We start from the raw sequence: 18,764 nt of genomic DNA on the forward strand, positions 1-18,764 counted from the left end.
AGCGGAGGGCAGTTCTAATGAAAAAAGAAAACCTCACCCCCTACCCCTCTCCTTAGCAAAGAGAGGGGTGAAAGAAGAAAGAATTTTTATCTATTTGTTGTCATACTAGGTTGCAGTCAAAGATAATACTTCCCTCACCCCTCTCTCCCAAATTGGGAGAGGGGAGGGGGAGAGGGCACGAATTGCTATATCTGAACACAACTTGGTATCAACGAGCCCTTTCCAAGCTTTAGCATTTATCCGCCGGGAGTAAATCAATCCAAAATCGGCTACCCTGCCCCAATTGTGATTCAACTCCCACACGGCCTCCCATACGCTCAACGCCCCGCTTGACAATTGCCAAACCGATTCCCGTTCCCGGATAGGATTCTATGCCATGCAAGCGCTCAAAGGTCTTGAAAATCCGTTCCTGATGTTGTTGAGCAATACCTATGCCGTTATCTTCTACCCACAGGCGAATAAATTTAGAGGGAGGGATGGGGGGATGGGGAGATGGGGGGAAAGAAGAATTTTTTTCTCCCCCACTCTCCCACTCTCCCTCTCTCCCAACGCCAGGTGCTTTATGCCGGGGAAAGAGTCCACCGCACTGGCTCCTCTTCCCCTCCTCTACCTCCTCTGCCCATATCAAGACTTTGGGTTGAACATCGGCAGCTACAAACTTAATGGCATTAGTTACCAGATTGATCAGTACCTGCGTTAAGATATTACGATGCGCTTTGACGATGGGTAAAGGTTGCTCGATAGTTACCTGTGCTTGGGTAGCTTGTAGTTCAGAGTGTAATTGATTGAGTACGTCAGTGACGATCGCATCGAGACTGAGGCGTTGTAGCCAAATTTCGCTGCGCCCCAGACGACTGTAGGCAAGCAAATCTTGAATTAAGGTGTCCATCCGGCTAGCGGCTATGACAATGCGGCTAGTGTATTCCTGTCCGATTTCGTCTAGATGAGAGCCGTAGTCTTCTTGTAAGGCTTGGGCTAGTCCTTGCATGGCGCGGAGAGGGGCGCGTAAGTCATGGGAAACGCTGTAGGTAAATGCTTCTAGTTCTCGGTTGACTTCTTCGAGTTGTTGGGTGCGTTCTTGAACTCTCTGTTCGAGGTTCTCATTGAGTTGCTTAATTTCTGCTTCAGCTCGCTTGCGATCGCTAATATCTATAATTAACGCGCAGTACCCCCTCACCTCACCCTTTTGAGTAACATCGGGAACGAGAATACCTCGGATGTAGCGCGTACCTGCTCCTTGATAAGGTACTTCTGCTTCATATTCAAACATTTCGCCTGCCAGCACGCGCTCTACTTTGTCTTTAATTACCAGATAAGCCGCTTCGCCTAAAACTTCTGCTAGATGCTTTCCGTAAATTTCTTCCTGAGACAAGCCAAACCAAACTTTGTAGGTTTTATTCGCAAATCGATAGCGCTGCTGGGTATCTGTATAAGAAATGCAGACAGGTAAAGAGTCTGTTATTAACTGTAATAATTCTTGATGACGGCGACTTTCGTCTTCACTTACCTGTAATTTTAGGGCGATCGCTTTAGTATGTCGCCGAGCTGTATTGAGAGAGGTAACTAGGTAAACAATGAACAGCCCCTCTAGCAAAAAAATGACTAGCTGGAGGTTTGTCCAAGGATTATTACTGAAGAAAGAATAAGTAGGGGCGAGGAAAAAATAGCTGTTGAGTACACCAGACAGTACAACTGCCAAGATGCCAGCACCAATTCCTCCATAACGGCTACTGACGATAATAGCAGCAAAAAACAGTAAAAATGGGGTGTCTTGTTGTCGGTGAAACCAAAAATTGAGCAGCAGTTTTACTAGTAGCGCGATCGCTACAGTTGAAACTGCAATACCGTAACGCCAAAGAATCTGGCGCTGTCTTCTGTGCATGTGTGTTTGCCCAGGCTACCCTGACTTACTTCAGAGTAAAATGCGATCGCGTAAATATCACGCAATTTTTAAGAGATATTGCAATCATAACTTTAATTCAGTTCTGTCTCATCAACTCATACCTTCTTACCCGACATCTTCCATGCAGTACCATCAAAGAACAAGACATATGACCAACTTGCTAAACTCAGGTGGGAATGTGTAACTAATATCACTGATGTACCTGTTGCAGTAATTTTTTCGACAATTCCTATCACCTTGCGGGCTGTTTCAGGGTCTAAATTAGCAGTAATTTCATCTAATAAGAGAAGTTGAGGAGAATGCACTAGTGCCCGTGCAAGGGCAACCCTTTGCCGTTGACCTCCTGATAGTTGATTTGGATAATCATTTGCTTTGTTCTCAATGCCAAGCAGGGCTAACTGTTCCTTCGCAACTTCGTCTGCAAGCCTTTTATTTTTCCCATTACGCAGCCACAGGGGCAGTGACACATTTTCAAGAACAGTCAGATGATGCCAAAGATATAATTGCTGAAATACCATGCCAATTTCTAAGCGATTTCTACCATAACCGCGCTTGATGAAACCAGGCTTAGAAACAATCTCTCCATTAAAAATGATTCGTCCTTGATCAACTTCTTCTACCAATGCCAGACATCGCAAAAGAGTTGTTTTTCCACACCCACTAGGTCCTTGAATCACCATACTTTCACCTTTTGTTAGAGAGAAAGAGACAGTATTCAAAACAGTGGTGTGGTTAAACTTTTTTCCTATGCGCTCCACACGTAGAAATATATTATCCATTGCAATACTATGGGGTTAGCAATATGTAGAAAAAAGACTTATGACCTCTTTCTTATCACTCTACTTTTTTCTTGCCTTACTAAATAGTCAAGCTCTAGCAAAAAATCATATTTTCTCTATTCCGCCTAGTTGTTTAACACGTTGTACTCTTCTTAGAAGAATATTCAGAGGAATTATGGTAACGATAAACATGACTGCTACAGCAGAATAAACTTCTAGTGGTCGGTAAGTCTGGGCAATAATTGAATTTGCAGTGTGCAGAATTTCCGGAACAGCAATAACTGATGCCAATGTGGAAAACTTATAGGTCGTTATATACTGTCCCATAAGGGGTGGCCAGGATTTACGGATAACTTGAGGGATAAGGATATAACGAATTGCTTGAAGACGTGACATTCCTGTGCAATAAGCCACCTCAATTTCACCAGAGGGTACTGAATTTATTCCTCCTCGAATTATCTCGGCTACAAATGCCGAAAGACTTAAACCAAGACCTAAAATCGCACAATTCTGTCCGTCAATAACTAAGCCAGAAACAATCAGCGGTAAACTGTAATACAGCCACACTAGGAGTACAAGAGCTGGTACTGCCAGAAAAAGCTCAATAAAAAGTCTAGCTAACCATGAAATTAAACTTAAAGAAATAACTGATAAAACGCCTAATAGTACACCTAATGTAGTTCCTAGCGTAATACTGCCAATGCTAATCCAGACTGTTGTTATAAAGGCAAAGTAGAGTTGTAATAAATTGTTCCAAACGACAGAAAAATTCCAGTCCATTTGTCACTTAATTAATTAGTATTATTAGTAAATTCCCAAATTTTCTTAGGATGAAGCCAGTTAGCGCCAGCTTTTCGTTCCCAGTTCAGCAGATATCCTTGATAGTCGAATGCATTCAAACTATTATTTAAGAAATTAAGAAGTTCGTCATCTCCTCGACGTACAGCCCATGAAACAGGAGTCAAATTGTATGGAGATTGAGCAAATAAATCTTTCACCTGCGTTGCATGAGCTTTTACAAACTGTGATGTCGCATAAGCATCACCAAGCGCCACATCTGCTCGACCACTTATAACTGCTTGAAATGCAAGTGATTGATCGCCACCAGAATATCTTGTAACTTTCACTTTCTTAAAATTTGCTCTTGCATATTCATCTCCAGCTTCACCTTGAGTAACTGCAACCACAACTCCAGGTTGGTCGATGCTTTCAATACTTGTAAAACGATTATCATTAGTACGCACTATTGCGCTATTGCCTGCAAAAAAAAGAGGTCTAGTAAAATAGACCGACAATGCTCTGGGAACAGTCACAAAAGTAGGTACTATTGAAACATCAAAGCGACGAGAGTTTAATCCTGCTGCAAAGCCTGCCCAATCCGTCTCAATAAATTCAAGTTTCCAATTATTCAATCGAGCAATTTCTTTGATTGCTTCAACATGATGCCCACCTAACTCACCAGAAGAACTTTTGGTAATTGTTGGTGGAAAGACAAGATACCCAACTTTTAACTTGCTAGTAGTGGATATCTGCTGCAAGGTAAACTTACCAACTGCTTGTGGAGAGTTAATAGTACACGAGGCGAGAGAAAGCAAAATAATAGTGATGAATGCAATGCCAAATGTAAGTAACCTAAGCCTATTCTTACTGTTACTCATGTTTGACTTGCTCCAGAAAAACTATGAGATAAATTCTGATCTTCCAAAACAAACCTATGATGCTCATCTAAGGCCCAGAATTGATCCGAAGTTGCATCTAGAGAATTTAGCAAACCAGTCCACATCATTCTCTGTGTTTGAAAGACAAAATTTATGGCATGATTAATAATTTCCTCTCCTGCTTCCTGTTTGCTTAACCAGGAAATTACGTCTTCAAACATCTCAAAATGTTCTGCATCTGAGTGAACTTTAAAGAAGCGAAGACCACGCTTTGCTACACCAGCTTTTTGAACAACACGTAGCAAAAGTGCATAATCAGGCTTATCGAATATCTCGTAAACTGCAATTGCTGCAAGGGCTTCTAGAACAGGAGCATCTCTACAAAACTTCTCCCATGAAGCATTGAATTGATACGCAAATAGTGGTTCTCGTAAAAATTCTTCTGAGTTAATTCCAGCGCAAACTAAAAAATCTCTATATAATTGGTTATGACTTATCCCTTTTCTTCCACCTAACTCCTCGATTAAGTTTTTTGCTAGTCCTCCCCACAAAAACTCATTTAAACCACATCGCTCACCTAATATAAAATTAAGGCGACAAAAGTTAGCTCGGACAAAGTAGAAAGCTTCAGCAAATCTTTTCAAACCTTCTGCACTTGTCATCGTATTACAGAGATGAGATTCTACAGCTAATTCGCTTAAGATATATTCTTCTTTAGCGATTACTGATTCTACTAAATCCGATAATGACTTTGTTTTTATCACTTTTTTTACTCACATGTTTCTAAAGATTGTGTCAAACAGGTAAAAGGCAATAATTTGATGCAAATTTGCCTTCTTCTAGAGCGATCAAAGAGGAGAAACTTTAAAAACCTTATACAATTTTAAATTTCGCCTCTACAAAAATAAAAAAATAAGGATATAGCAATCCTTTGCAAATGTTTTGTGAACTTAGTCAAGGAAAAAGCATAGCAGATTCTGTTATCAGAGATAACAGTAAAGTAAAAATTTTATATTTTACATTTTCGGAAGTATTTTGATGGCAGAATTAACTGCTACAGTAAGTTTTTCTTCGTCTGGATGAAAAGCGAATGCTGGAGCGAGCTTGATATTTTCTAATCTTTTAATTTTTATGACCTGTAGTTTATTCTCCTTAGAGATGTATTGGCAGGTGACGTTCTCAGACACAAAGATAGGAATAATATTACTCTCTCTATTGGCAGTTGCTAGCAGATAACTGATAGCTTTCTTTCTATCTTCAAATTCCTTATTTTGATATGAGTTACTGAGAATTGCAGCTGCCCAGCTTCCGATCTCACCCTTGACATGAACCAATTCAACACGGCTATTAGGTAAATCTTCAAGGTAAACACAGTTGTTGACTTGTTCAGGCACAATTACAGCAGAAAGGCTGAAAGGTTCTTCACTACATGGCTCAGAAAAACGATAGTCAAAGAAGCGTTCTGGTAGTGCAAGAAAGAAAGGAGCAATGCCATGAACTCTTCGTTCTCTAATCGCTAGAGGCATTTCCTGCCATGTCAAATATTCCCAAATTGTGGTAATTCCGAGTAATCGACCAATTTGTTCTGCATATTCAATAGCTAAACCCGTTGGGCGAGAACCAGGTTTCTCAGGAATCTGTGACCATGTAGTTGGGATATCAGTATATCCTAGTGTCCAAGATTGATTTTTAGCTATTTCATGCCAACTGTAATCAGCTCCTTTACCTTTGACAGCAGCTCTATAGCCTGCTGCATCGAGAAGTTCATTCACTATTCCATCAATTTCATCAGAAGCTGGAAATGGATTGTGAGGTAACTTTTGGCAAGTTTGATCTAGTCGATGTGCTAAAGATACTGCTATCCGATTAACAATGGCTTTTCTCGGCACACTGTCGCCGCGTGCCCATCGATAGAACTGTGCTTCTCCAATCTGGATTTCATTCATCAACTCTTGATTAGTCCATGCCGCTTTCTGTAGGTATTTTTCAACCACTTGAACGAACTCAGATTTGGGTGGAGTGTTTTTAGATTGATTGCGTGTTGAACGTGCCACAAGAGTTGTTCACCTCCTCATTTATAGAATTTCCAGACAATTTACCCATAAGCAAGATTAAGAAAAATTAATAAACGGCGCTACCTAAAACTGACTTTGCTTTTGCTGAAGGATAGGGCACAACTAAGCCGACTGTCAGCTAATCTAGATCATTCTATGCCAGAAGCGTATCCATGTCACTCGAAGTCTAAACAATCTTTAAAAGACAGTCAAATTATACGAACTTAGGAAATCTACGGATTCCATTATCGAAGAGATGGGTGTGAACCCTTTCAGATTCATTCTCTACTAATCAAGATGAATAAACGCGATCGCCAGGTTTTAGCATTAAATAGATGTATGCGTAAATTAGGTTGTAACCATTTTTTTATAAGGTTTCTAGGTTCATTCACGCATTAGTCGAATATACATGAAGCATAAATTGACATTTACCACTGGCTTTAAAAGCTTGACACGTCAATCACAATACAGTTAAAATACTCACTAACAAAAAAAATGTAGACTGTCTTAGAAAGACAGCAGCATGATTAAAGGCAAGTCTCTTAGTGGTAGTTCGTGTACAGATATCCGAAACTGATTTTAATTGTTTTGTTTGTCTGAACTCAGTTATCTACTCCAAGTGACAACTAAGAATTTACCAATTTGCTCATAGTAGTGGGGAGTAACTCCAAAAAATAGCAGACCCAGACAAATGTAATTTTGATAACGCATTGGTGGGTTTTGGTATTCTATAAATTCTTAGGCGTAGGAGAATTTTGCCTGAATTATTGAGAATACGAACGGATGATGGAGAGTAAAAATCCGATCCTACTTTTTTGAGTTATTCTCTGTGCTCATTACTCCATTACTATATTGCTCGAACTGCAACTTTGCTTCTTTATAGTCAACCTCCAAAAGATTATTAAGAGAGGGCAGGCTGTATCGTTTATCGCCATTCCACGATCAATGTTTTATACCCGTCAATTAAACGTGGTGTGACTAAGGTAAGTATCTCCGATCGGATAATCTGAATCAGCTAAGGAGTCTCACGTTCGTGATTATAGGAAGCAATACTAAAAATCTCCACCTGAAAGATGATGCGATCGCACTATCCATATTGATCTTATTCTGATTGAGCAATGCCCTCTCTAGACTTCAACTTAACTATTGTGGGTGCAAAACTGTGACAAACAATGAGCATAATCTTCTATTCAGGGTGGTTTCTAAATCACTCAAGTATTTTCTATTGGCATTAGTAGGCTTTGCAATCGCCTACGTGGTTTCAATAATTTTGGGTGGCCAATATATTGTCATCCCAATGCTACCGTTAGTAGGAGATTTGATTTTACGTTTAGGAATTATCCTGTTTTGTTTGATGGCAACAGCAATCATTGTTGAGTCCTTACGTTAGGAACATCAAAAGATTTGGTTGTGTTGCAAAAACTGACGGTATGCAGGTCAAAGTGCTGAAAACAAAGTATTGATTTTGTTGAGAAACACCATTGATAAACCTCAAGCATCCATTCAAATTGCGTCACTTTTTGCCGGAGGTGATTCTCCCAAGCACCAGACGGTACTAGAAATCTTCCCTGAGTTACCGAGACCAGGAAGAAATGTTGGAGTGACTGCATAACAGATCTCTCCCAAACGGATCTTTTGTCCTCGAGGAGTTTTTGCAACACAATCTATCATGAAATCCAACTTGAACAAGCAAAATAGTCAATATCAACCTCAAGCCTTCTTGTTAAGCCTAGCCGAATTTCTTGAGAGAACTATTTGTGGTACGGGATTTGGTCGTTCAAGCCTTGTTATCGAGGTTGTGAAGAATAATGCTACCACGAAAAAGTACGCAATAATTCACGAGGGAGTTCCTAGTCAACGTTACGTTCTCACTCAAGAGCAAATGCAAAATTTGATTGAATTTTTAAAATCTGGAGGAAATCAAAACAGTACTAACTAGTAGTTTGTCAAATTTGAATTGATGGATCGCAAAGTTCGTAGTCAGGACTTTAGTCCTGAATTTTTAAGCACGCTTAGTGCTTACTAGAAACCCTCAAAACTAGCTTGACAGAGTACTAGAGTTACTAATTTGTTATTAGCACTACACAGTTAAAAAAACTGGAGTTATAAGGCCAAAGCATAACTGAATACTAGCTCAGCATGTACCTCTAGCTAGGATAGTTGCGATTTCTACAAAGGCTAGTGTAAGTGGATATTCTACTTCACTAGCTTTTTTATTTTTCCAGATATTGCTTAGTTTCAACATAAACCTGAATTACAGGAGGCAAATATCATGAATCAATTTAAAGCACTCTCTGCCACTGTGAAAAAATTCCACTCACCTAATAATGCTTTATCTCACAAAACATCGTCCTCAACTATCAAATCTCTATGGCAATCCCCCATATTATTGACATCTGGCTTTGTCGGTCTTGCTATTGGTAGTATGATGGTTGCTACTTCCGTCACTCTTCAAAACGTCACTCACATTCGTGGTAACGATTTCTCTGCTTCCGTTCAAGCATTTACTCTACAGCAAAAGCAACATTGCCAAATCAGCAATCAATTGCAGAAGCCAGGAACTTCACTGATTTTGGAGCTAGACAGTAGTGAGCCTATCATTGTAAACATCACGTTGCAAGGGACTGAGCTTGGTAAATCTCAGCCTGAACCCAATGATTTCAGCCGTATCAAGAGTTTGGTTGAATCGATCAAGATTATTGCAACTATCTTCAGTGCACTTAGTTTCACTGCTGGAATGCAAATATCGACTGCTCACCTTGGACGAATAGGCAGCCAGAAAGCCAATCGGAGGAAGAGGTAAAGGAGATCTATTACCTTGATCTCCCTCGTTGCCTGCGATCGCCTTTGGTCAGTTTATGCTGAATACGCTAGCGATCGCATGATATTATTTCCAAGAATCTATAATCATGGCGATCGCAAATAAACAGAAGATGAACAGGAATATACGTAACAACCATTGCCATAGAATAGCAGACCGCAGCATTTGAACAATAGGAACAACGCCAAAAACAGTAGACATAACATAGGCGATCGCAAAACCAAGTAGACTCAGCAGAAAATACTTGAGTCCCTTAGTAGCGAGTTTGAACAGCAAATTATAGTCATCTGTAAGATTAGTTTTCATGGTTTGTGTCCTCAGTAAACAAAATCTTTGACTACGGTAAAAGGGAGAGACGAATGCAGCAGTCCTACTCAACCTCACCAGGGTTATAAGTGGGAGTGGGAGGATTATCCTCACGAAGCTGAACAGATTTAGGATTACCAACAACGATCGTTAAAATGACTATTGCAATAATTAACAGCAGCCAGGTAGGAAATTTATTTCCTACTTCCCTCACGTCATATGATTCTCGGCAGTGGGGGCAAAAATAGATATTAGGATTGCGAGGATGTTGTTCAAATCGACAAGGAGGAAAAGGGTGGTCTTTGTATTTACAGTTCATAAGAAGTAACCTCTTGTAGACGTTGTTTTGAAAAAAAAAGAGACTAGTCGCGTGTTACTCCACGTAAACTAGTCCCTGGGTTGGTATCCAACTCTCTTTGGACAGTCAGACGATTTATTCATTTTTTTAATATTCACCATCAGTTGTGTTACTGCTTGGTGTCTGAAGGGACAAAACTATAGATTTTTAGGCCGCCTCTAAGATTCTTCGATAAGAGAATGCCACTTTACAGATAAAAAAGCCCTTCTGAAATGTAAGCGTTACATCTCCAAAACCAGTGGTCTGAAAAATGTTCAGCAAGCCGGCTTCTAAGCAATCAATCGCAGTGAGCCGGTTCTCCATTAACACCACACCGCAAGGTTTCAACAGCAGCTGACGTCTCAATATATATGTGTCTATGTCTGCCTTCTGGAATCGAAAATCTTTGTTCGGGTGCCCCACTATTGTAACTAAGAACTCTGGAGACCTACCACCCCTCATCATGCGGCATTCTACAATCAGTGTGCGCGGTATTGAACCTTGATACTCCCTGGGTAGATATGCTTGCAGAGTCCCGAAAAGTCCTTCCAACATGGGGCTACTCTATCTCAATTGTTCAAATCAGGGTTTTAGCCTGACTTGTTATCCAGCATACAATGTAATTTATGAAAAATCAAGTTTTATCATGTTTAATTTTGATCGCAAATGTTATGCTCTCGTAAGAACACTTTAACGGTTCATGTGATTGATTGCCTGATACTGATAACTACACACCGATTTCTAGAATTCGATTAATTGATTGACGTTTTTTGGGTTTGAGGAAAAAGCGGTAGAGCATAACCAACCCTCATTGATTTAATTAGAGAATGACCTTAGTTCTGATTTCCTCAATGTTCCTAGCCGATCTGCCATTAACGTAAGTTCGATTCACCATTGGGTGGTCATCATGGGTAGGCCCAATGTCACTATCTGGGTGGTATGCAACGATATCTAGCGTGTTGTCCTTAGTAAAAAAGCTGTGATGACCTTCGGGTGGAATAATAAATATTTGACCTGGAGTCAAGGGTATTTTAATAACTTCTCCAGTTCCATCTTCATTTTCTGGGACTTCGCAATGTCCCATACCGCTTGTAACTACGCCAATTCTGATGGAAGGATGAGTGTGTCGCGTCTGGCTAATACCAGGTGGAAAGTGTAAGTGGTTAAGACAGGGATCGCCTTTAATTGTTGGTGGAATCAACAGGGAATCAGAGCAACCATCCATGTAACGCAACCTACCTTTTTTCTCAATCGGCCCCCCAACCATGAACATCCCACGGTAGTTCAAACTTGCGATCGCGATTCCGCATCCACCACGAATAGACAAAGGACCAGCAGGGACACAAAAGTACATGCCTTTGGCAAGGGTAAAGGCTAGCTCAAACCCTGCATGATAGGAAATCACATCAGTTTGACCATCAACGACAAACCCAAAATAAGTTCCTTCGTTGCTTAGATTCAAAGTTTCTCCTGTGTATCCCCATCCATATAATCGTGTCGGATGCTTGTCTTCTGACAAATCCACTAGCATCCCATCACCGGAGGAAATTGATAGGAAATGCTTTCTGCCGCCATATAATTCTTCATAAACATAACTTTCCATGACAACACAATCCTTATCGAACATGAATTTGCATGCTTTTTAATTAAAGGCAGTTGGTAAAAATATTGTCAAATAGTCTCAGTGACAACCACCAGTTTTAGCATGAGTCGAATAGTAACAGTATTACCATCATTTCAGCTTAAAAATAATCAAAGATAAATTAAAAAATTCATAAAGATATGTTTATGAATAACATAAAATCATAAGTATATATACTTAAAAATATATAAATAGGTCAATTCATGCTTTATCATGATAAAAAATCCTCACCTTCCACTGTCTCATGAATTTTCAAGACGTTCTCGAGATTGTAGAGTCAGCAGTGTACAAAGCTAAAGGTAGGAGGCTGACTGACCCAGAATTGACTGTACTGCGCGGATCTTGGGAGGGTTTGACTTATGAAAAGATGGCAAAAGGCTCACCCTATAAACCTAACTATCTGAAGGGAGATGTCAGCCATAAGTTTTGGAAGTTGCTTTCAGAGGCTTTGGGAGAAGAAGTCAGCAAAAGAAATTTTCGCGCCGCTCTGCAAAGAACATTGTTAAGTCACAATGCATCTTTGCAAGTCCAGAATATAGACTTGGGTGTGGATGATGCTAACCTTGTGTCTCAACCATCGAGTCAGTCAGAGTTATCCGAGATCGGTTGGTCATCCCAATCTTCATACTTAAATTTCCAAAGTCAAGGTGGGCTAAGCTTCTTTCCTCAAGAACATGAAACGAGTCAAAGCTGCAAAGAGCCTTGTGAACTTGAGAAGAAAATGAGAGCTTGGTTTGAGGCATTGGGCTATGAATTGATACCAGGTGGCAGAAGGCAAGAGGACTATTTTGAGATGATTGTCCATATCCCCAAACGAGGGGGATACGATCGCATCCTGGCACGCGGTGTTGAAGGTGAAGCTAACCTGAACCACCTTGACGGTTTATGTCAAGCAGTAAAAGAGTACAAGCCAAATGAAGGGTGGCTAGTTGCAGATCTTCGTATTAGTCGGGCTGTGCGCGAAGCGATCGCAGAATACAGAGCAACAAAAGAACTTAAATTTAGCCATGCTGCTAGTGAGGCGATCGCAGAGTACAGAAAACAGAGAGAACTGGAACTATTTTGTTACACCTTCGATGAAGTCATAGACGAAGGTGTCAACTTTACACAATATTTTAAATGGTTAGAAGAACAACTGAGGAAGCGGGGCATTAATGACAAAACTTATGTTCCTTTAGCCTGTGTTAAACAAGAAGGAATTAACCCAGTTACAGGAGAACCGATAGTTAGTCGTTATGCTGAGGCAGATGGCTGGATTGATGGCTATATCGATCGCTGGCTAGACGATCCAGACAAAAAACACATATCCGTTCTGGGAGAGTTCGGTACTGGCAAAACCTGGTTTGCATTTCACTATGCTTGGACTGCTTTAAAACGTTATCAGGAAGCAAAGAAACAAGGCACTCCCAGACCAAGATTACCCCTACTTATTCCTCTGCGGGATTATACTAAAGCACTTAATGTAGAGAATGTTCTAGCTTGGTTCTTTTTTTCCATACACAATATCCCCCTCACTAATTTAGTCTTCAAACAACTTAATAGTATGGGCAAGCTCCTGCTCATTTTCGATGGTTTTGATGAAATGGCAGGTAAGGTAGATCGTCGCAAGGTGATTGATAACTTTTGGGAGCTAGCTAAGGTTGTAGAAACAGGAGCCAAGGTTATTCTCACCTGCCGTGCTGAGCATCTTCCTAAGATAGAAAAAGGTCGCTCTCTCCTGAATGCAGCTTTATTAGATTCTATTGAAACAGAACAGCCAACCTCTACCAGGAAACTAGGCCCTCAATTTGAGGTACTAGAACTACAAATACTCAGTAACGGACAAATTCGTCAAATGCTTCGCTCTCGTCTCCAAGATAAAACTCAAGGAGAAAGGGACGCGATCGTAGAACAGGTCACAAGAAATCATAAACTCTTGGATTTAGCTAGACGACCTGTGATGATTGATTTGATCCTGGATGCGCTGCCTAAAATTGAGGCAGATCAGCCAGTAGATCTGTCTCACATCTATTTATTAGCTGTTCGAGAGAAGATGGCTCGGGATATCAAAGCAGAGCGCACGTTTACTTCTCCAGCGGACAAGCTTTATTTCCTCTGCGAACTGTCTTGGGAAATGTTCGTCACCGATCAAATGCAGCTGAACTATCGAAACTTCCCTGACAGGATTCGCCGATTGTTTGGTTCTATTGTACAGGAGCCAGAAGAGATCGATCATTGGAGCTATGACATGATGGGTCAGTCTATGTTGACTCGAAATGCAGATGGTGACTACGAGCTAGCTCATCGCTCCTTCCTAGAGTTTTTTATCGCTTATAAACTTGCTGCACAATTGGGAGTTTTAGCTTCTGACTTTGTCGATTTGGCAACAGAGTCGTTACATATAGACAAAAATGCTCCTCCTCAAGCATATACTTGGTTTTCTTATTTTCAACGTCAAGTAGACGAACAAGGTAAAGTCATACCCATTGCACCACTCAAAGAATTTTCTACTGTATCGCTAAACCGTTTATTTAATGCTTTCAGACTAGGAGAACTAACAAACAGACAAAGAGACTTAACAAAGGCTGTACTCGATTTACTCGAACATATGCTTGACCGCTCGAAAACCGCTGCTGAGCGTCTGATGGCGGTAATTAAAGCTACACGAGGCAAAGCGGAAAAGGAAGTCGGTTATCTTGCTGGATATGCTGTAACACTTCTTTTGCAAATCGATCCAGAGGCTCTAGCGGGTCAAGATTTAAGCCATACTGTTATTCAAGGTGCTGATTTAACCAATGCCAACCTTCAAAATACGAACCTTACGGGTGCTTATTTAGATGATTCTCTTTTTAAAGAACCCTTCGGCAGTATTTTATCAGTTGCTTTTAGTGGAGAGTTTTTTGCGATCGGTTCTTCTAATGGCGAAATTTGCCTTTTTCAGGGACAAAGACGTTCTATCTGTAAAGGACATAACCACTGGGTTCGCTCGATCGCCTTTAGTCCTGATGGTCAAAGATTTGCCAGTGGAAGTGACGACCAAGCTGTGAAGATCTGGGATATCAAAACTGGTAAGTTCTTCCATACACTAGAAGGACATACTAGTTGCGTACGTTCAGTCACCTTTAGTCATGATGGCAAGCTACTTGCTAGTGGTAGTGAAGATGGAACCATAAAAATATGGAATGTCAATACTGGTGAGTATTTAAAGACCTTAACAGGACATGTTGGTAAGATTTGGTCAGTAGCCTTTAGCCCTGTTGGTAGACTGCTTGCCAGTGCTGGTGAGGATAAAACCATCAAACTTTGGGATGTTAACACAGGTAACTGCCTCAAGACTCTAACAGGACATGAGAATTGGGTGAGGGCAGTAGCTTTTAGCCCCGATGGACGGCAAATTGTTAGTGGTGGCGATGACAACACTGTCAGAATCTGGGATATTCGGACAACGAAATGTCGTACAAACTTTCTCGGACATGAAAATTGGGTGAGATCGGTGGCTTTTAGTCCCGATGGGCAAAAAATAGTTAGTGGTAGCGATGACAACACTGTCAGAATCTGGGATGTTCAAACAGGTCTATGCCGCAACATTTTATATGGTCATGATAATCGAGTTTGGTCAGTTGCTTTTAGCTTGAATGGAGAGCAAATTGCTAGTGGTAGTGATGACCAAACTGTGAAAACCTGGGATGCTCAAACTGGTCAATGTCTGAGTACGGTGAGGGGATACTCTAATTGGATTTTGTCAGTTGCTTTCAGTCCCAACAGTAAATACCTTGCCAATGGCAGTGAAGACAAGATTGTCAGGATCTGGAATATCCATACTGGCAAGATTGCAACTACTCTCAGAGGACATACCAGTCGCATTTGGTCTGTGGCATTCAGTCCGGACGGTCGGCTACTTGCTAGCGGTAGCGACGATCACACTATCAGAATCTGGGAACTTAAGCACAGTAAGAGTAAACAATGCCTCCGAGTTCTTAAAGATCACGATCACTGGGTTAGATCGGTTGCATTTAGTCCAGATGGTCAGCTACTTGCCAGTGGTAGCGATGACAACACTGTCAGAATTTGGGATATTCATAGAGGTACACCTCCGAAAATATTACGCGGTCATGGGAATTGGGTACGAACAGTTATTTTTAGTCCCAATGGACAGTTACTTGCTAGCGGCAGTGATGATCGCACAATCAGAATCTGGGATGTTCAGACAGGCGACACCATCAAGATATTGCACGGTCATGAGAACTTAGTCAGGTCGATCGCCTTTAGTTCGGATGGCCAGATAGTGGCCAGTGGTAGTAACGATTGCACTGTCAAGATCTGGGAAATGTCAAAAGGTGAGTGCATCAAAACTATAACGGAACATAACAATTGGGTACATTCAGTTATTTTTAGTCTTGATGGACATACGCTCATCAGTGGCTCTCAAGATGGATCTGTACATTTATGGAATATTCATGAAGATAAACTCATTAAATCCTTTCAGGAAGATGCTGATGAGGTCTTATCAGTGGCCTTTAGTCCCGATAGACAGTTAATTGCCGCTGGTATTCATGATGGGATGATTCGGCTAAGAAATATGCACAATGATGAATTGAAACCACCTTTATCTTTGAAGATTCCTAAACCTTATGAGGGAATGAACATCACTGGTGTTATTGGCTTGACGGAAGACCAAAGAGCCAACCTTCGAGCCTTGGGAGCAGTTGAATTAGGGTAAAAGGGATTGGGGATTAGGGATTGGGGATTGGGTTTTCACATCAAATTATCGGGTAAGACGATAAGCGCAAAACTCCCGCGCTTCTAGCCGGGAGAGAGCGCAAACGGCAATTTTAATTGCCGCGACTTTTTGTCCCAATGCGACCTGAATCTCTGCTATAGTTGCTGTAGATAAATATAGCATCGTCTACAGTTAGAGGGTTATATTTTGCTTCTAGGTTATGTCTACAAGTTACGTCCAAAACAGGCGCAAGTTGTCAAAATGGATAACTGGCTAGACATGCTGAGAGCAAATTACAATTGGTCGTTGGTAGACAGAATTGACACTTACCAACAAAAATTTATCCAAGGCGAATACTGTGATATCAAAACTAAATCAATAGCTTGCCCTTTAACTTGTTGTGCAGTTAAGTTTGGTGCTAGTGGCGAATCTTGGCGTGATAATGGCAAAAAACGAAGCGCCGGAGAGATACAGATTACGGCACTTCCCGAACTCAAGAAAGCGCGCCCTTGGTACAAAGATATTGATTCAACCGTTCTACAACAAAACATCAAGCGGTTGGATAAAGCTTTTGAAAATTTCTTTGATGGGCGTGGTTTTCCTAAATTCAAAAACCGCAGCACGATGCGGTCTTTTACATTCACCACTGGCGTAAAAGTAGATGGGAATAAAATCTATTTACCCAAGCTGCGATGGATGAGATTCTATAATTCCAGACCAATCCCCACAGCATTTAAGATTAAATCTGTCACTGTACGCAAAAAAGCAGATGGTTATTACGTTTCTATCAGAATTGAAGATACAAATGTACCCGTATTTCCAGTAAAATCCAACTCGGAAATCAATACTGTTGTTGGGTTAGATATGGGATTGGGTAAACTTGTTTATTGTTCTGATGGTTCAGTAATTGATATTCCCAGATTTGCTACCAACAAGAAAACTAAGCGTTTACAACGTATTCTAGGGCGTCGTGTTTCTCGTAAAAATAAACACTCTCATAGTAGACGCAAAGCACAACAAAAACTATCACTTTTTCAACATCGAATCGCAACTAAACGTGAGGCACATCAATGGCAAGTTGCTAAAAAAATAATCAAAAAGGCTGACGCTATCGCACTAGAAGATTTAAATATCTCCGGGATGATGAAGCGGTGCAAGCCAAAATACGACGAAAAAACAGGTAGATTTCTTCCCAACGGCAGAGTGCTAAACGTGCTTTGTCTCGGTCAATTGCAGATGCTTCCTGGTATGCGTTGATTTCTAAGATTGAGTACATGGCATCATTGTCAGGAAAAGTCGTTTTTAAAATCAACCCACGCCACAGTTCGCAAGAGTGTAGCGCTTGTCATCATATCGATGCAGCTAGTCGGGATGGTGAAAAATTCATTTGTACCAACTGCGGTCATGTGGATGATGCTAATTTGCAAGCTGCAAGAAACATCAAGCTTATAGCAGTTAACCAATATCGGTTAACTCTTAAACAAATCAAAAAGGTACGGCGGGACTTGCCGGAACCCAAACAGCTATTACTGTTTGAAACGCCCACCACTGAATCAACAGTGGCTAAAAGGAGACAACACCACGCTCATAGAAGCAAACGTGGTGTGCCTGGGAACTTGGGAGTTCAATTAGATCTGTTCTTCCAAGATAACAACAATGGCACGACAGTGCCTCGTTGTGAATCTCCTTACTTCTAGTAAGGAGAGCGTCAATTCTATTCATTTAACTAGCCGGACTTGCACTTTCTTCAGTTTCTACTTGTACTTTCTGTCCTAATTTTGGTTCAGTACCCGCTATTAACCGCTCAATATTACTACGATGCCGCAAAATTACATACAAACCAGCCGCAACGCCAAACAATATATAAGGTAACGGTTGATGCAAAATCACCATGAAAATCGAAACAGCGATCGCACCAAAAATCGAACTCAAAGAAACAATCCGCGATATCGCTACAACGATGGCAAACACTCCTGCTGTTGCCAAAGCTACTTGCCAATTCATCGCCAGCAAAATCCCCAAACTGGTAGCAACCGACTTACCACCTGTAAATCCTAAAAAAATTGATTTACTGTGTCCAAGTACTGCTGCGAACCCAACTAAAGTTACCATCCAGGATTGCCAAACTTCGGCATTTACCGTTGGGGGAATCAAATTTTGACTTTGAGCAAAGTTGAATACCCAGTAAACAAGGAAGATTGCTAAGATTCCCTTAAGGGAATCAATGCATAAAACAAACGCCCCAGGTCCTTTACCCAATGTTCTTAACACATTGGTTGCCCCTGTTGAACCAGAACCAATTTCACGAATATCAATGCCTTTCAACAGTTTCACTAATGTGTAACCGGTGGGAACCGAACCCAGTAAATAAGCTACAAGCAGAATAGCCCCACACAAACTTAACCAAATAGTCATATTTTTAATTGTTGGTTGTTGGTTGATGGTGGTTGGTTGGTTGTTGGTTGTTTAGTTGTTAGTTGTTGGTTGTCAAAAATTGCCCCTAACTACTGTACGGGCGGGTTTAGCTATAAAACTTTTGAGCTTCAAAAGACGAGATATCTATTC

Annotated in this window: 17 protein-coding genes; 5 read left to right on the top strand and 12 right to left on the bottom strand. The window is 40.9% G+C overall.

The genetic code is table 11. The features are described from left to right. Positions 1–229: 229 nt before the first annotated feature. The 7 genes from FIS9605_RS0126160 to FIS9605_RS44370 all read right to left on the bottom strand — a co-directional run bounded on the left by FIS9605_RS0126160 (position 230) and on the right by FIS9605_RS44370 (position 8,004). Positions 230–1,882, bottom strand: a complete 1,653-nt coding sequence (locus tag FIS9605_RS0126160; protein ID WP_026735222.1) for a sensor histidine kinase — start codon at positions 1,880–1,882, stop codon at positions 230–232. 116 nt (positions 1,883–1,998) lie between these two features. Continuing rightward, positions 1,999–2,682, bottom strand: coding sequence for an ATP-binding cassette domain-containing protein (locus tag FIS9605_RS38245; RefSeq protein WP_035140248.1), 684 nt, complete (start codon positions 2,680–2,682; stop codon positions 1,999–2,001). 105 nt (positions 2,683–2,787) lie between these two features. Continuing rightward, the gene (locus FIS9605_RS0126170; RefSeq protein ID WP_026735223.1) at positions 2,788–3,462 is read right to left on the bottom strand and encodes an amino acid ABC transporter permease; all 675 of its coding nucleotides are present in this window, start codon (positions 3,460–3,462) and stop codon (positions 2,788–2,790) included. Between the two features lie 11 nt (positions 3,463–3,473). Next, on the bottom strand, positions 3,474–4,340 hold the full coding sequence (locus FIS9605_RS0126175) for a substrate-binding periplasmic protein (RefSeq protein WP_026735224.1): 867 nt from the start codon (positions 4,338–4,340) through the stop codon (positions 3,474–3,476). After that, complete coding sequence (locus FIS9605_RS38250) at positions 4,337–5,104, bottom strand: iron-containing redox enzyme family protein (RefSeq protein ID WP_082209862.1); 768 nt, start codon at positions 5,102–5,104, stop codon at positions 4,337–4,339. Before FIS9605_RS38250 ends, FIS9605_RS0126175 begins: the two co-directional genes overlap by 4 nt. Before the next feature lie 252 nt (positions 5,105–5,356). Next, complete coding sequence (locus FIS9605_RS0126185) at positions 5,357–6,394, bottom strand: transporter substrate-binding domain-containing protein (RefSeq protein ID WP_026735225.1); 1,038 nt, start codon at positions 6,392–6,394, stop codon at positions 5,357–5,359. A gap of 1,367 nt (positions 6,395–7,761) precedes the next feature. Then, positions 7,762–8,004, bottom strand: a complete 243-nt coding sequence (locus FIS9605_RS44370; protein ID WP_197036145.1) for a hypothetical protein — start codon at positions 8,002–8,004, stop codon at positions 7,762–7,764. A gap of 59 nt (positions 8,005–8,063) precedes the next feature. Between FIS9605_RS44370 and FIS9605_RS0126195 the strand changes: the two genes are divergently transcribed. Then, complete coding sequence (locus FIS9605_RS0126195) at positions 8,064–8,333, top strand: hypothetical protein (RefSeq protein WP_026735227.1); 270 nt, start codon at positions 8,064–8,066, stop codon at positions 8,331–8,333. A 333-nt stretch (positions 8,334–8,666) separates the two neighbouring features. Further along, positions 8,667–9,197 (top strand): hypothetical protein, encoded by a 531-nt coding sequence (locus FIS9605_RS0126200; protein WP_026735228.1) that lies wholly within the window; start codon positions 8,667–8,669, stop codon positions 9,195–9,197. An 84-nt stretch (positions 9,198–9,281) separates the two neighbouring features. On the opposite strand, the gene FIS9605_RS0126205 is transcribed toward FIS9605_RS0126200, so the two are convergent. The 3 genes from FIS9605_RS0126205 to FIS9605_RS0126220 form a co-directional block, all read right to left on the bottom strand. Then, entirely contained in the window at positions 9,282–9,521 is a 240-nt protein-coding gene (locus tag FIS9605_RS0126205) for a hypothetical protein (protein ID WP_026735229.1), read from the bottom strand. 64 nt (positions 9,522–9,585) lie between these two features. Beyond that, complete coding sequence (locus tag FIS9605_RS0126210; RefSeq protein ID WP_026735230.1) at positions 9,586–9,840, bottom strand: hypothetical protein; 255 nt, start codon at positions 9,838–9,840, stop codon at positions 9,586–9,588. An 838-nt stretch (positions 9,841–10,678) separates the two neighbouring features. Then, positions 10,679–11,485, bottom strand: coding sequence for a cupin domain-containing protein (locus tag FIS9605_RS0126220; protein ID WP_231510470.1), 807 nt, complete (start codon positions 11,483–11,485; stop codon positions 10,679–10,681). 259 nt (positions 11,486–11,744) lie between these two features. Here FIS9605_RS0126220 and FIS9605_RS0126225 point away from each other — a divergent pair, with 259 nt between their 5' ends. Beyond that, positions 11,745–16,199 (top strand): pentapeptide repeat-containing protein, encoded by a 4,455-nt coding sequence (locus FIS9605_RS0126225; RefSeq protein WP_026735233.1) that lies wholly within the window; start codon positions 11,745–11,747, stop codon positions 16,197–16,199. Positions 16,200–16,244: 45 nt separating this feature from the next. On the opposite strand, the gene FIS9605_RS44375 is transcribed toward FIS9605_RS0126225, so the two are convergent. Continuing rightward, complete coding sequence (locus tag FIS9605_RS44375; RefSeq protein ID WP_197036146.1) at positions 16,245–16,382, bottom strand: hypothetical protein; 138 nt, start codon at positions 16,380–16,382, stop codon at positions 16,245–16,247. A gap of 78 nt (positions 16,383–16,460) precedes the next feature. On the opposite strand from FIS9605_RS44375, the gene FIS9605_RS38255 reads away from it, so the two are divergent. Together FIS9605_RS38255 and FIS9605_RS44380 are read left to right on the top strand one after the other, a co-directional pair. After that, on the top strand, positions 16,461–17,456 hold the full coding sequence (locus FIS9605_RS38255; RefSeq protein ID WP_231510471.1) for an RNA-guided endonuclease InsQ/TnpB family protein: 996 nt from the start codon (positions 16,461–16,463) through the stop codon (positions 17,454–17,456). Between the two features lie 17 nt (positions 17,457–17,473). Next, positions 17,474–17,896, top strand: coding sequence for a zinc ribbon domain-containing protein (locus FIS9605_RS44380; protein ID WP_197036148.1), 423 nt, complete (start codon positions 17,474–17,476; stop codon positions 17,894–17,896). Between the two features lie 25 nt (positions 17,897–17,921). Here FIS9605_RS44380 and plsY read toward each other — a convergent pair whose 3' ends face one another. Further along, complete coding sequence (gene plsY / locus FIS9605_RS0126235) at positions 17,922–18,614, bottom strand: glycerol-3-phosphate 1-O-acyltransferase PlsY (RefSeq protein ID WP_026735234.1); 693 nt, start codon at positions 18,612–18,614, stop codon at positions 17,922–17,924. Positions 18,615–18,764: the final 150 nt, after the last annotated feature.

Origin of the sequence: Fischerella sp. PCC 9605, assembly GCF_000517105.1 — a bacterium.
Classification (GTDB): Bacteria; Cyanobacteriota; Cyanobacteriia; order Cyanobacteriales; family Nostocaceae; genus PCC9605.